The sequence below is a fragment of the Homoserinimonas sp. OAct 916 genome, assembly GCF_003260275.1.
Lineage (GTDB): Bacteria > Actinomycetota > Actinomycetes > Actinomycetales > Microbacteriaceae > OACT-916.
This window is the reverse complement of the sequence record NZ_QJHB01000006.1, coordinates 127,046-141,633: the sequence shown is the minus strand read 5'-3', so window position 1 is coordinate 141,633 and position 14,588 is coordinate 127,046. Positions and strand designations below refer to the sequence as shown.

Genomic DNA, 14,588 nt, shown 5'->3' with positions numbered 1-14,588 from the left:
CGATGGGTGATTCGCAGATCCGACAACAACAGGGACGTGTTGCCCGTGTTCTGTTGGATTCGCCGTTGCCCCAGCTCGACCACCTGTTCGACTATCTGATCCCGGACGAATGGGCCGAGACCGCCCTGCCGGGGGTTCGTGTCAAGGTTCCATTTCGTTCGGCCGGTCGGGTGGCAACCGGATACCTGATCGAACGCACGGATCAGGCAGACTTCTCCGGAAAGCTGAGCCCCATCGAATCGGTGGTCTCCCCGGCGCGGGTGCTCACTGAAGAGATCTGGCAGTTGGCCCGGAGTGTCGCCGACCGTTCCGCCGGGGGTGCGAGCGATGTGATCCGGCTGGCTGTGCCTGCCCGGCAGGCGCGGGTGGAGAAGGCCCATCTCGCACGGGCCGCCGTGGCAGAGGCCGGTGATCTCCCTGCTGAACATCTCCCTGGTGAACATCTCCCCGGTGAACAGAGCGCAGTACCACCGGCTGAGCGCTCGAGCGGCCCCGCCCACGGCGACACCCTGGTGACCGGCTATGAATCGGGTCTCGTCGAGGGCGCCATCGTCGCTGGTCAACGAATCGCATTGGGGGTGATTCCGCTACTGCATCAGCTGACAGACGGGCCGCACGCGGGCCTGTGGATCGGCCATTGGGCGCTCACTCTGGCTGAAGCGGCCGTGCAGACCCTGCACCTGGGGCACAGCGCCATCATCGCGGTGCCCGACTACCGCGACCAGGAGCAGGTACACGCCGCCCTGCTCTCGTTGATACCTGAAGAACGCATTGTCAGGGTCGACGCGCGTCAGGCGAACGCCGACCGCTACCGCGGATTTCTGCGCCTCCTCGGCGATGATGCCGTGGTAGTGATTGGAAACAGATCGGCCGTGTACGCGCCGGCCCCGCAGCTCGGACTGATCGCTGTTTGGGACGACGGCTCCTCGCTGCATGCCGAACCGCTGGCACCCTACGCCCACGCACGCGATGTGGCGCTGGTGCGCCAGGAGCAGCGCGGCTGTGCGTTGATCGTTGCCGGGCACACTCGTACAACCGACACCCAACGGTTGGTGGAGCTGGGCTGGTTCACGCAGATCGCCCCGGAGCGCGCCTATCAACCCCGGGTGATTCCGACAGGCGAACTCGACGAGCGGTCCGGCCCGGCCGGTGCCGCCCGCATCCCGTCCCTCGCCTGGCGGGAGGCGACGGAAGCGCTGAAGCTGGGGCCGGTTCTCGTGCAGGTGGCGCGGCCGGGGTACGCCCCGCTTCTGGCCTGCCGCACCTGTCGAGAGCCAGCTCGCTGCACCGCCTGCGCGGGCCCCCTGGGCCTGACCCACCCGACTGCCGCACCGTCCTGCGGCTGGTGCGGTGCCCTCGCCGCCGGTTGGAGGTGCCGGGAATGCTCGTCGACCGAGTACAGTCTGGTCTCGATCGGAACCACCCGCACAGCCGAAGAACTTGGCCGGGCCTTTCCTGGGGTGCGTGTCGTGGTCTCCGATGGGGACCATCCGATGCAGCGGGTCGGAGCCAACCCAGCGCTCGTGATCGCCACCCGCGGGGCAGAACCGATCGCGGCCGGAGGCTACCGGGCGGTGATCCTGCTGGACGGTCCACGCATGCTCGCGCGGGAGAATCTGCGAGTGGCTGAAGACTGTTTGCGCAGCTGGTCGAACACGGCAGCCTTCGCTGCGCCGCGGGCACCCATCATCCTCGCCGGAGTCGGTGGCGCCGTCGCCCATGCGCTCGCCACCTGGCAGCAGCCTGCATTTGCGAGAGCCGAATTGGCAGACAGGGCCGAACTGCGGTTTCCACCGATCGTTCGGCTCGCGTCGGTGACAGGGGCGGAGGAGCAGGTGAACGAAGCCGTCGACCAGCTTGCGGCGGCGGGCCACACCGACATCCTGGGGCCGGTCACCCATCCAGATGGCGTGCGGGCCATCGTGCGCACAGACTACGGACGAGCCGCTGATGTGGCGCGCATCCTGCGTGCTTCTGTGATTCACAATGCCAAAAGCAGGCGACCAGCGGGCAAAGGCGCGTACCGTCCGATGAATACACTGAGAGTACGATTCGACGACCCTGACCTGCTCTGAGCCCACCCCTTCGAAACGAGTGCTGTGAGATTGATCTTTGCCGGAACGCCCGAGGCGGCAGTGCCGAGTCTCCGCCGCCTCTTTGCTTCAGCGCACGACATCGTCGGCGTGCTGACGCGGGAAGATGCGCCACTGGGGCGCAAACGGGTGCTGACCCCGTCTCCGGTCGCCCGGGCGGCCGAAGCATTGGGTCTGCCGGTGCTCAAGGCGAATCGCATCGACGACGCGATGACAAGCGAATTGGCCGCGTTGGACGCCGACCTCGGTGTGATTGTCGCCTTTGGCGCGCTGTTGCGCCGACCGACACTGGATGTGCCCCGGCTCGGCTGGGTGAACCTGCACTTCTCATTGCTCCCGGCCTGGCGGGGAGCAGCACCGGTGCAGCGGGCGATCATGGCGGGCGACACTGTCTCTGGTGGCACCGTCTTCCAGCTTGTCGAGCAACTCGACGCGGGCGACATCCTCGCGACGTTCGAGCACCATCTGAATCCGGATGCAACCGCCGGCGAAACCCTCGGTGAACTCGCCGTCAGCGGGGCAGAGCTGCTGGCTGCCACCGTGGACCGTCTCGCTGGCGGACGGGTAACGCCGCGAGTGCAGGAGGGGCCGACCTCATACGCGCACAAACTCGGCCCAGACGACGGCCTGATCGACTGGAATGACGAAGCAGCCGCGGTCTACAACCGAATTCGCGGGGTCACCCCGGAGCCGGGCGCCTATTGGATCCTCGATGGAGAGCGTGTGAAGGTGCACGCCGCCCGGTTGGCCGGCGCCACCTCACCGGTCTTGCTACCGGGTGAGATCCTTGCTCACGACGGCCAGATGCTGATTGGCACAGGCTCTACGGCACTGGAGCTCGTCACCGTTCAACCCGCGGGCAAGAAGGCAATGCCTGCCGCCGACTGGTGGCGGGGTCGTCCAGCGTCCGTTCGGAGCAGCTCGTGACCGGCCGGTCCTCGCGGCCCAAGGATTCCAGACCGGGCCAGAAACGTCCGCCGCGCACAGGCCCGAAAGACAGGGGCTCCACCGGCACCCATGTGCAGCCCGCACGCCGGATCGCCTACGAGGTGATCAGTGCGGTGCGTTCGTCCGACGCCTACGCCAACCTGTTGTTGCCAGTGAAGCTCTCGCGTGCAAAACTCAGCGCCGCCGACGCAGGTCTTGCCACCGAGCTCACTTACGGAACCTTGAGAATGATGGGTTACTACGATCGGGTCATCGTTCTTGCGGCCGGGCGTGGTGTCGACGCGATCGACCCCGAGATCCTTGACGTGTTGCGCCTCGGGCTGCACCAGCTGCTGTCCATGCGTGTTGCCGAGCACGCAGCGGTGAATGAATCAGTCATTCTTGCCCAGACTGTCGGCAGCCGTTCTGCGACCGGCTTCACGAACGCAGTGCTGCGCACCGTCACCCGCTCCACCCCCGATGAGTGGCACACGCGGGTGCTGGAGGCAACCACCGATCCAGACGACCGGCTCTCGGCGGAGTTCTCCCACCCGGTCTGGATTGTCCGGGCGCTCCGGCAGTCGTTGGGGGCAGAGGACAGGGGCGGTGAATTGGATGAGGCCCTGGCCGCGAACAATGTCGCGCCGATGGTCAACCTCGTTGCACTGCCCGGATTCGCCGACGGCACCGAGCCCCCCGCCGATGCGCATCCGGCGCACTACTCGCCGGTCGGCTTCTACAGCGACGGAGGCGACCCATTCAACATTCCCGGCGTCAAGCAGAAGGTTGTTCGGGTACAGGATGAGGGCTCCCAGCTGGCGGCCCTGGCCCTCAGCCGGGCTCGGCCGATAGCCAGGGGGGAGCGCTGGCTCGATTTGTGCGCTGGCCCGGGAGGAAAGGCGGCACTTCTGGCTGCAGAGGCTGTCGCCGGCGGAGCCGACCTGGTTGCAAACGAGTTGGTCCCGGCCCGCGCCGAACTGGTGCGGCGAGCGTTGACCCCGTTCGGTGAAGCCGTCCAGGTGTGGGAGCACGATGGCACGCTCGTGGGTGACACACACGCTGGAGCGTTCGACCGCATCCTGCTCGACGCGCCGTGCACCGGATTGGGGGCGTTGCGCCGGCGCCCGGAAGCACGCTGGCGCAAGAAGCCCACCGATGTGGCCGCTCTGGTCGCGTTGCAGCGTTCCCTACTGGACTCGGCCATCACGGCGCTGGCTCCTGGCGGAGTGCTGGCTTACGTGACCTGTTCCCCGCACATCGGAGAGACGCGCACCGTTGTGGCCGGAGCGATGAAGAAGCACGAGGCCATTCTCAGACGACTCCCGACCGCCGATATCGTACAGGCAGTCTCACTGGCGCCTCTGGACCTCGCCGGTGACGGTCTGAGCGTGCAGCTGTGGCCGCATCGGCACGGAACCGACGCCATGTTCATCCAACTCTTCGAGAAACACGCCTGACCCGTTCACGACCACGCTGACCCGCTAAGGTCGGCAATACGATCACAAAGAATCTTCAGCGGCGCGGCTTCGAGAATTCAGGAGTTGGCGCCCGCCGGGAGCATCACCGGTTCGACAAGCTCCTCATCCTGATATTTCGTGCTTACGTCTCGAAGGTGGTTTTCATGACCGGTTCTCGTTTCACGCATAGTATTCGCCTCCTCAGCCTTGTCGCCGCCCTTGGACTCCTGGTCGGATGCGCACCCGCCCAGGCTCCCGGTGCGAACGGATCCGCGTCACCGCCGCCGGAAGTCACCACCGCTCCGCCTGTGACGCCCACTGCAGAACCCAGCCCAGATCCGACCGAGGCAGCCGATCCTCTGACGACTGTCACCAGATTCGTGGTGCGCCCCGACGTGTTGGAGCTGCGCGACGCCGACGGACAGCTGGTCGAGAAGTTGGGTTACATGGGGCCGGCCGATGAGGCGGTGGCGATGCTCACGACCGTGTTTGGCGTGGCCCCTGAGCAGAAGCCATATTCCAGCACCAACCGTTCCCCGGGTGGCGTGCAGCATCTGTGGGACTACTTCGTGCTCAACGAGCGCAAATATGAAGGAGAGTTCTGGGGGACTATCGACCCCACCTACCTGGTCCAGCCCCACTTCAGCGTCTATTTCGACGGGGTGACCGCCGATGACGCCGACGAAGCGCTCGCGCGCGATATTGAGCTCGTCACGGTGCAGGGCCACCGGGTCGGTGACGACTGGACGGTGGTCTCCGGCGATCCCGCATTTGACCCCGGCTCGCGGGTCTGCAGCGACGGTACGGCTATCGAAGTACTGGATTTCGTCGTGGATGAACACCCGACATCGGTGGCCGTTGTCGTGAGTGAGTCTGGGAACGGCACAGTGAAGTCGATCAGTGCGCCGCAACCGATCACAACCGGTGGCTGTGTCTGATCGAATACTGTCAACCGGCCACACCTCAGCGGTAGAGAACATCTGTCGCAGTAAAAGGTTTCGTTGTCTCTCGGGGATAGCAGTGCAGGCAGGGCCGCCGGCAGCTCTGTCGTCATGGTTCTGTGACAATTCACCAGGCCCCGCGACGTCGGGGCTCGGGGCGAGAAGGTGTGCGCAGGAGGGGAACAACGCAAAGCCCTAAGGTTGAATCATGCCCGTCAGGATCAATCCGAGTATTCTCGCCGCCGACTTCGCCAACTTCGAGACTGAGCTCGGTCGCATCACCAGTGCCGACCTGGTGCACGTCGACGTGATGGACAACCACTTCGTGCCCAATCTCACGTTCGGCCTGCCAATGGTCGAGAGGCTTCTTCAGGTCACCGAGCTCCCCATGGATGTGCACCTGATGATCGAGAACCCCGAACGCTGGGCTCAGGGCTATGCCGAGGCCGGAGCATTCTCGGTCACCTTCCATGCCGAGGCGACGGCCGATCCGGTCGGTGTCGCCCGGCACCTCCGCGAGATCGGTGCCCGAGCCGGCCTCGCCGTCAAACCCGGCACCCCGATCGAGCCGTATCTCGAACTCCTCGAAGAGTTCGACCAGCTGTTAGTGATGACCGTCGAACCCGGGTTCGGCGGCCAGTCGTTCATGCCGGAGACCATGCCGAAACTGTCAAAGGCGCGCGCCGCGGTGCGGGCATCCGGCCTGGATATCTGGCTGCAGGTCGACGGCGGTGTGACACTGGACACCATCGAGATCGCAGCAGCAGCGGGCGCGGACACGTTCGTGGCCGGCTCCAGCGTCTTCGGCGCCGCAGACCCGGATGCCGCGATCGCCGGGCTGCGCGAGATCGCCTCGGCGACCCCGCACGTACACTGAAAGCCGGCATCCGGCGCCCATCCCACTTCCATGCGGGAGCGCCGGCCTCGCACCACTTCTCGCCCACGCATTCCCCTGGAGCACTCACATGACCGAGCAGTCCACCGCCTCGACCACGCGGGACCAGTTCCTCAGACTGGCTCACGCCGACCGGGTGATCCCCGTGGTGCGGGAACTCTTCGCCGATGGGGAGACCCCGGTGGGCATCTACCGCAAACTCAGTCAGGGTGCGCCCGGCACATTCCTGCTCGAGTCGGCCGAACAGGGCGGCATCTGGTCCAGGTTCTCGTTCGTCGGAGTGTCATCGTTCGGCATGCTGACCGACGCTGACGGCGTCGCCCAGTGGATCGATGACGGGCTCAGCGCCGAGCGGGCGTTCGGCGGTCCGTTGAACGACAGCCCGCTCGAGGCCCTGCAGCAGCTCTACGAGCGCTGGCAGACGCCGCGGGTTCCCGGCCACCCGCCGTTGACGGGCGGCCTGGTCGGGTTCATCGGTTGGGAAGCGATTCGTGAACTGGAGAACCTGCCGGACAAGCCGCCCGCGGCCTATGAGGTACCCGCGCAGTCACTGTGCTTCGCCTCCGACCTGGTGGTGCTCGACCACAAGTTCGGCACCGTGCAACTCATAGCGAACGTTCTCAACGACGGTACCGACGATGCCGACACACTGTGGGCGGATGCCCAGGCGCGCCTCGACCGAATGCAGGCTGGCCTCTCGAAGCCGGCCGAGGCCTGGCTGGCACACATCGACCTTGCGGCCCCCGCCGATGCGCGTGCCGGCACCGAGGCGACGGCGTATCTGAGGTCCATCGAAACGGCGCAGGAGCAGATCAAGGCGGGGGAGATCTTCCAGGTCGTCATCTCGCAGAGGTTCGACCTGGACTGCCCCGCACCGCCCATCGACGTCTACCGCGTGCTGCGCAGTCTCAACCCGAGTCCATACATGTACCTGGTGAACCTGGTCACACCGGGCGGCACCCCCTACGCCATAGTCGGCTCCTCGCCGGAAGCACTGTTCCGCGTCACCGGCAGCCGTGTGTTCACGCACCCGATCGCCGGGTCGATGCCCCGAGGCACCACGCCCGAACACGACGCCGATTACGAGACCCGGTTGCGCAGCGACAAGAAGGAGCGATCCGAGCACCTGATGCTCGTCGATCTGTCACGCAACGACCTCTCCAAAGTCTGCGAACCCGGTTCGGTCGAGGTGACAGAGTTCATGCGGGTGGAGAAATTCAGCCATATCATGCACCTGGTCTCATCGGTGGAAGGCAACCTGTTGTCCGGGATGAACGCGGTCGACGTCTTCCGGGCAACATTCCCGGCCGGCACCCTCTCCGGCGCACCCAAACCGCGTGCGTTGGAGATCATCGACGCCCTGGAACCCTGGCAGCGCGGCGTCTACGGGGGCGTGGTCGGCTATTTCGGCTTCGCCGGCGATGCCGACCTGGCGATCGCGATCCGCACAGCGACGATCATCGACAACGTCGCGTACGTGCAGGCCGGCGGCGGAATCGTCGCCGACTCCGACCCAGAATCCGAGTTTCGTGAGTCGCAGAACAAGGCTGCCGCGCCACTTCGGGCAGTCGCGGTCGCCAACGACATGCGGAGGGTCATGTGACAGGGGCAGATATCGGGCTCGGCGAAAATCTTGGGCGACAGAGCCGTACACGTCGCGCGCGCCGCCTCAAGTACTCGATCATGCTTGTCATCGCCGCGGGGAGTGGGCTCGCGCTGCTCGGATGGACGCAGACCTGGTACGGGTTGATCCTGATTGATTCTGCCGGTCACGCGGGCCCTCTCGCCGTCAGCGGACAGGTCGCGGCCCCTGCGGTGAGCGCCCTTGCACTGTCCGGTCTCGCGTTGGCCGGGGCCCTGTCGATTGCGGGGCCTGTTCTACGCGCGGTTTTCGGTGTCTTGGAGGCGCTTCTGGGGGCTAGCGTCATTCTGTCCGTTGTGTTGAGCGAACTCGATCCGGTCACCGCAGGGGCACCGGTGGTCTCCCAGGTGACGGGCGTCACGGGTACTGACTCGGTGCATGCCTTGGTCTCCACAGCTTCGAGCACCCTGTGGCCCATCGTGACGCTGATCGCCGGGGTGGCGATGCTGGCTGCGGGCATTGTTGTGATCGTGACACTGCGCCGGTGGCCTGACTCCTCACAGAAGTACCAGAGCGTTCGCCTGGCGGCCGACCGGCAGGTGGCTGGTGACGAAGCAGCCGCTGAGGCCACGGCGACGGGAGACAACGTCTCGGAAGACACCACCGCGGTTTTCGCGGCAGAATCAGACGAGTTCGGGTTTGATCCTGCGGGTGAAGGCGATCCGGAGAAGGCGTCCGGCGAGGATCCGACCGATCCCGTCAGCGCCTGGGACGATCTCACCCGAGGATCCGACCCGACCGACCGACCCGACAAGCCGAAGCGACGTGGGTGAACACGCTGAGGCACCGGATAGACTGACGGGGCATCCGAATCTTTGATGCAATTTTTGGTAGTGAAGCTCAGGGAGAGAAATGACGAACGAGACCGCAGACCCCGGCCACGGCAATTCGCCAGCCGCTTGGACAGCTGTCATCATCATGCTGGTCGCCTTCATAATCGGAACAATCGCATTCTGGTTCGAGATGGAGTGGCTTGTCTGGGCATCTGCCGGACTCCTGGTCGTGGGAGCGTTGACCGGGCTGGTCATGACGAAGCTCGGCTACGGGGTCGACGGCGACAAGGTCGTTGCCAAGGATCACGCCTAGGTGCGAACGGACGACTACCTGACTGATCTCGTTCGCGGCGCCCGCGAAGACAGTGCGGAGCGCCGACTGAGCCGCCCTCTCGCCGAGGTGGAGCGCGATGCCCTCGCCCTGCCACCGGCCAGGGACGCCCTGGCGGCGCTGGCCCCGCAGGCAACTGTGAGGATCATCGCAGAGATCAAACGCCGAAGCCCCTCCCGGGGCCCCCTGGCATCGATCCCCGACCCGGTAGAACTGGCACTCAGCTATCAACAGGGCGGCGCGAGTGCGATCAGCGTCCTCACCGAGGGGCGGCGCTTCGACGGTACCCTGGCTGATCTCACCGCGGTTCACCAGGCGGTGACCATCCCCGTGCTGCGGAAAGACTTCATCACCGAGACGTACCAGGTGTTCGAGGCCCGCGCCGCCGGGGCCGACATGGTGTTGCTGATCGTCGCCGCCCTCGACCAGTCCACGCTGGTCGAATTGCACGAGTTGATCGAATCCCTCGGGATGGCGGCGCTGGTCGAGACGCACAGTGCCGACGAAGTGCAGCGCGCACTCGACTGTGGTGCGAAACTGATTGGTGTGAACGCGCGCAACCTGAGCACGTTCGAACTGGATAAAAACCTGTTCGCCCGCTTGGCCGGCACCATTCCCGACCACGTGATCACGATCGCGGAGTCTGCAGTGAAGTCCGCTGCGGATGTCGCACACTACCGCTCGAGCGGTGCCGATGTCGTACTTGTCGGCGAAGCACTCGTCACCGGTGACCCCCTGTCCCAACTACAACAATTCCTGGCGGTTTGAATGAACCTGCGTGCAGCCCCTGGCCCCTATTTTGGCGAATACGGCGGACGGTTCGTTCCCGAGTCGCTGATCGCCGCGCTCGACGAACTCTCTGACGCGTATGAGCTCGCGAAGACGGATCCGACGTTTCAGGAGGAGCTGAACGAACTGCATCGCAGTTTTACAGGCCGGCCCTCGCTCATCACCGAGGTGCCGCGATTCGCCAAGCACGCGGGCGGGGCACGAATCTTCCTCAAACGAGAAGACCTCAACCACACCGGTTCGCACAAGATCAACAACGTTCTCGGTCAGGCACTTTTAACCAAGAGAATCGGCAAGACCCGCGTCATCGCCGAGACCGGTGCCGGCCAGCACGGTGTGGCCACCGCTACCGCGGCCGCGCTGTTCGATCTTGACTGCGTCGTCTACATGGGCGAAGTCGACACCGAACGCCAGGCGCTCAACGTCGCCCGCATGCGGTTGCTCGGGGCGGAAGTGATCGCAGTGAAGACCGGATCGCGCACCCTGAAGGATGCCATCAACGAGGCCATGCGTGACTGGGTGACGAACGTCGAAACCACCAACTACATCTTCGGCACCGTCGCGGGCCCGCACCCGTTCCCCGCCATGGTGCGCGACTTCCAAGCAGTGATCGGGAATGAGGCCCGCAGCCAGATCCTCGAGGCGACCGGTAGGCTGCCCGACGCGGTCGCCGCCTGTGTCGGCGGGGGATCCAACGCGATCGGAATCTTCGACGCCTTCCTCGACGACGAATCCGTTGCCCTGTACGGCTATGAGGCCGCTGGTGAGGGAGTGGACACCCCCAAGCACGCGGCCACCATGACACGGGGGCGGCCAGGGGTGCTGCATGGCGCCCGCAGCTACCTGTTGCAGAACGAAGACGGCCAGACCATCGAGTCGCACTCAATCTCCGCCGGCCTCGACTACCCGGGCGTCGGCCCCGAGCACTCCTGGCTCAAGGATCTGAAGCGCGCGACCTATCTGCCGATCACCGATGCGCAGGCGATGGACGCCCTGCGGCTGCTGAGCCGCACCGAGGGCATCATTCCTGCGATCGAATCGGCGCACGCACTGGCAGGCGTGATCGATCTGGGGCGTGAACTCGGTCCTGACGGTCTGATCCTGGTCAACCTCAGCGGCCGTGGGGACAAGGACATGGATTCCGTTGGAGCGTACTTCGACATCTTGGACGCCGGCGCGGATGCATCCGGCCCGACGCCCGCAGACAGCGCAGGAGAAGCCCGATGAGTCGCACAGCAGATGTCCTCGCCGCCCGCAAGGCCCAAGGATCCGGCGCGCTGATCGGCTACCTCCCGGTCGGCTACCCCGACCTGTCGACCAGCATCGAGGCCGCTGTGGCTCTGGTGGAGAATGGCTTCGACGCTGTCGAACTCGGAATCCCGTACTCCGACCCCGGCATGGACGGGCCCACGATTCAGCGTGCGACCGAGATCTCTTTGGCCGGGGGCTTTCGTCTGGCAGACACGTTCGACGCCATCGAGGCGATCAACGCGCGAGTGGATGCCCCGATCCTTGTCATGTCCTACTGGAACCCCGTGCTGCAATACGGTGTCGACCGTTTCGCCGACCGGCTGGCGTCTGCCGGTGGTGCCGGGTTGATCACGCCCGATCTGGTGCCCGACGAGGCTGCCGAATGGATCGCGGCGTCCGAGCGAACTGGCCTGGACCGGGTGTTCCTGGCCGCGCCATCGAGTACGGATGCCCGTCTGCAGCAGGTTGTCACTGCCAGCGTCGGGTTCGTCTACACAGTTTCCACCATGGGAATCACTGGAGTTCGCGGCGATGTCGACCAGGCCGCCCGCACCCTGGTGGCCAGGCTTCGTGACACCGGCGAGTCGTTCAACTGCGTGGGCCTCGGAATCTCCACCGCCGACCAGGTGCGCGAGGTGCTCTCGTACGCCGACGGCGCGATCGTCGGTTCCGCCCTGGTGAACGCTCTCACCGATGGTGGCGTTCCGGCCCTCGCCGAGCTCGCGCGGGAGCTGGCGCGAGGCGCAGCAGTCGAGCGTTAGAGTTAACAGCGCCCGTACGGGCGGTTCAGCACGCCGGCGTGATCGTAAGAGATCGAAAGGTTACCGATAAGTGTTCGCCCCCATGGAAATTTTCCAGCAGAGCATTCCCAGCCCGGACTGGAGCTATTTCGACCTCGGTCCATTTCGGGTGCACGCCTACGCGCTCTGCATTCTGGCCGGGATCATCGCGGCCACCATGCTCACCTCTCACCGACTCACGAAGCGCGGCGCTGAGCCGGGAGTCGTTCTCGACATCATCTTGTTCGCCGTACCTCTGGGGATCATCGGGGCCCGTTTCTACCACGTGTTCACCCACCCCGGGGACTACTTCTACGACGGTGCCGACCTGTGGCGGGTGCTGTTCATCTGGGAGGGCGGGAATGCCATCTTCGGTTCTCTTCTCGGGGGCGCGGTCGGGGCGTGGATCGGCTGCCGACTGACCGGGATTCGCTTCTGGACATTCGCCGACGCCCTGGCGCCGGGAATGCTGATCGCCCAAGCCCTGGGGCGGCTCGGCAACTGGTTCAACCACGAGCTGTTCGGACTGCCGACCACGTTGCCATGGGGACTTCAGATCGAACCGACGAACCCGGCGTTCCCCGAAGGTCTACCCGTAGGGACCCTTTTTCATCCCACGTTTCTCTACGAGATCATCTGGAACCTGATCGGCGTTGTCATCATTCTGGGCCTCGAGCGCGTCGTGCGGCTTCAATGGGGCAAGGCGTTCGCCCTGTACCTGATCTGGTACGGCCTCGGGCGCAGCTGGCTGGAAGCCATCCGAATCGACCCGAGTGAGATCTTCTTCGGGGTGCGCACCAACATCTGGGCGGCCTGGTTGGCGATTCTCATCGGCTTGGTGATTCTGATCGTGCAGACGCGACGGCATACCGGTTTGGAACCCAGCCCCTACCGGACGGGCCGCGAGTGGGTTCGCCCGGCCGCACCAGACGGTGACGAAGCTGTGCAGCGCTACGACGAGCACGGGCGTGTTCAGGTGACCGAGAGGAACGACGCTGTGAAGGTGGGAGCCGGAGAAGGATCAGACGCGGGGGAACGGGCGAACGACACGACGGAGCACAACGCATGAGACGCGCGAAAATCGTCGCCACACTCGGACCGGCCACGGCCGGGTACGAGAGCATCAGGGCAATCATTGATGCCGGGGTGGACGTGGTGCGATTGAACCTGAGCCACGGAACCTATGAGATGCACGAGTCTTCTTTCGCGGATGTGCGGCGGGCCGCCGACGATGCGGAACGATCGGTCGGCGTCATGGTCGACCTGCAGGGGCCGAAGATCCGTCTCGGCAAGTTCGAGGGCGGGCCCTTTGCCCTCGACGAGGGTGACCGGTTCACGATCACCACGGAAGACATCATTGGCGACCGCACCCAGTGCTCCACCACCTACGCCGGGCTGCCCGGAGACGTCGAGCCCGGTGACCCGCTGCTGATCGACGACGGGAAGGTCACGTTACGCGTTGTGGAGACCGACGGGGTGCGGGTACGCACCGTGGTCGAGGTTCCCGGCAGTGTTTCGAACAACAAGGGCATCAACCTGCCCGGCGTTCAGGTCAGCGTCCCGGCGCTGAGTGAGAAGGACGAAGAGGATCTGCGGTGGGGTTTGATGCTCGGCGCCGACATGATCGCCCTGTCGTTCGTGCGCAAGGCCTCCGACATCGACCGCGTGCACACGATCATGGACGAGGTGGGTCGTCGCATCCCCGTCATCGCCAAGATCGAAAAACCACAGGCCGTGGAGAACCTGGCCGAGATCATCGACGCCTTCGACGCAATCATGGTCGCCCGCGGTGACCTCGGTGTGGAACTCCCGTTGGAGCAGGTGCCGATCGTACAGAAGGAAGCGGTCGAGATGGCCCGGCGAATGGCGAAGCCGGTGATTGTCGCCACCCAGATGCTCGAATCGATGATCTCGAGCCCCCGGCCGACTCGGGCAGAGGCGTCCGACTGTGCCAATGCGGTTCTGGACGGCACCGACGCGGTGATGCTGTCGGGCGAGACCAGTGTCGGCGAGTTTCCCGTCATCACGGTGGAGACCATGGCGCGCATCATTCAGTCGACCGAGGAACACGGGTTGGGGCGGATCGAGGGCCTCGGTACCAAACCGGCGACGCAGGGTGGGGCGATCACGTTGGCCGCTGCCGAAGTGGCCGAGTTCGTCGGGGCCAAGTTCCTCTGTGTCTTCTCCGAGACCGGCGACTCCGTGCGCCGCATGTCGCGCCTTCGCCACCGGATCCCCATTCTCGCGTTCACACCATCTGCGGCTATCCAACGGCGACTGGCGCTGGTCTGGGGTGTGGAATCGTATCTGGTGGAACGAGTGACGCACACCGATAAGATGTTCGTGCAGGTCGATGAGATTCTCTTGAACTTCGGCCGCGCTGAGGTGGGGGACAAGGTGATTGTGATCGCGGGCACCCCGCCCGGGATCAGTGGATCGACCAATGACCTCCGTGTGCACACGATGGGGGACGCGCGCAACGAGGTGGCGCCCGCGTACCGCCTGCACTGAACACCTTCCGACGCAGACCCTGCCGGCCCACCACCCGAAGTCGATTCGTTGGGATTACCTGGGGTTCACAGTGATCTCAAAGCGGGGGCGAGTGCGGACACTTCGACATCCGCGTAGGGTCGGGGTATGGCTACATTTCGTGTGGATGGTTCTCGGTGACACGCCGATGGATTCGTTGGTTACCCGCCATCGCGGTCCC

The 14,588-nt window shown here is 65.1% G+C and carries 13 protein-coding genes; all 13 read left to right on the top strand.

Translation table 11 applies throughout. The annotated features are described in order from the left end of the window. Positions 1 to 2 precede the first annotated feature (2 nt). The 13 genes from DL891_RS08635 to pyk all read left to right on the top strand — a co-directional run bounded on the left by DL891_RS08635 (position 3) and on the right by pyk (position 14,389). On the top strand, positions 3 to 2,075 hold the full coding sequence (locus tag DL891_RS08635) for a primosomal protein N' (RefSeq protein WP_111720023.1): 2,073 nt from the start codon (positions 3 to 5) through the stop codon (positions 2,073 to 2,075). Positions 2,076 to 2,099: 24 nt separating this feature from the next. Continuing rightward, positions 2,100 to 3,020 carry a methionyl-tRNA formyltransferase gene (gene fmt, locus DL891_RS08630; RefSeq protein ID WP_111720022.1) on the top strand — a complete coding sequence of 307 codons (921 nt, stop codon included), beginning with the start codon at positions 2,100 to 2,102 and terminating at the stop codon, positions 3,018 to 3,020. After that, complete coding sequence (locus DL891_RS08625) at positions 3,017 to 4,477, top strand: RsmB/NOP family class I SAM-dependent RNA methyltransferase (RefSeq protein ID WP_111720129.1); 1,461 nt, start codon at positions 3,017 to 3,019, stop codon at positions 4,475 to 4,477. Before fmt ends, DL891_RS08625 begins: the two co-directional genes overlap by 4 nt. 164 nt (positions 4,478 to 4,641) lie before the next feature. Beyond that, complete coding sequence (locus DL891_RS08620) at positions 4,642 to 5,415, top strand: hypothetical protein (RefSeq protein WP_111720021.1); 774 nt, start codon at positions 4,642 to 4,644, stop codon at positions 5,413 to 5,415. A gap of 211 nt (positions 5,416 to 5,626) precedes the next feature. After that, positions 5,627 to 6,295 (top strand): ribulose-phosphate 3-epimerase, encoded by a 669-nt coding sequence (gene rpe, locus DL891_RS08615; protein ID WP_111720020.1) that lies wholly within the window; start codon positions 5,627 to 5,629, stop codon positions 6,293 to 6,295. A gap of 88 nt (positions 6,296 to 6,383) precedes the next feature. Then, entirely contained in the window at positions 6,384 to 7,916 is a 1,533-nt protein-coding gene (locus DL891_RS08610) for an anthranilate synthase component I (protein WP_111720019.1), read from the top strand. Next, positions 7,913 to 8,728, top strand: a complete 816-nt coding sequence (locus DL891_RS08605) for a Trp biosynthesis-associated membrane protein (protein ID WP_157962451.1) — start codon at positions 7,913 to 7,915, stop codon at positions 8,726 to 8,728. Before DL891_RS08610 ends, DL891_RS08605 begins: the two co-directional genes overlap by 4 nt. A 79-nt stretch (positions 8,729 to 8,807) precedes the next feature. After that, entirely contained in the window at positions 8,808 to 9,041 is a 234-nt protein-coding gene (locus tag DL891_RS08600) for a DUF6704 family protein (RefSeq protein WP_111720017.1), read from the top strand. Then, the gene (gene trpC, locus DL891_RS08595; protein ID WP_232819078.1) at positions 9,042 to 9,827 is read left to right on the top strand and encodes an indole-3-glycerol phosphate synthase TrpC; all 786 of its coding nucleotides are present in this window, start codon (positions 9,042 to 9,044) and stop codon (positions 9,825 to 9,827) included. Continuing rightward, complete coding sequence (gene trpB, locus DL891_RS08590) at positions 9,828 to 11,075, top strand: tryptophan synthase subunit beta (RefSeq protein ID WP_111720016.1); 1,248 nt, start codon at positions 9,828 to 9,830, stop codon at positions 11,073 to 11,075. Next, positions 11,072 to 11,860, top strand: a complete 789-nt coding sequence (gene trpA / locus DL891_RS08585) for a tryptophan synthase subunit alpha (protein WP_111720015.1) — start codon at positions 11,072 to 11,074, stop codon at positions 11,858 to 11,860. Before trpB ends, trpA begins: the two co-directional genes overlap by 4 nt. A gap of 82 nt (positions 11,861 to 11,942) precedes the next feature. After that, positions 11,943 to 12,947: a prolipoprotein diacylglyceryl transferase gene (lgt, locus tag DL891_RS08580; protein WP_111720014.1), complete on the top strand. Its 1,005-nt coding sequence runs from the start codon at positions 11,943 to 11,945 to the stop codon at positions 12,945 to 12,947. After that, positions 12,944 to 14,389, top strand: coding sequence for a pyruvate kinase (pyk, locus tag DL891_RS08575; RefSeq protein ID WP_111720013.1), 1,446 nt, complete (start codon positions 12,944 to 12,946; stop codon positions 14,387 to 14,389). Before lgt ends, pyk begins: the two co-directional genes overlap by 4 nt. The last annotated feature ends 199 nt before the right edge of the window (positions 14,390 to 14,588 follow it).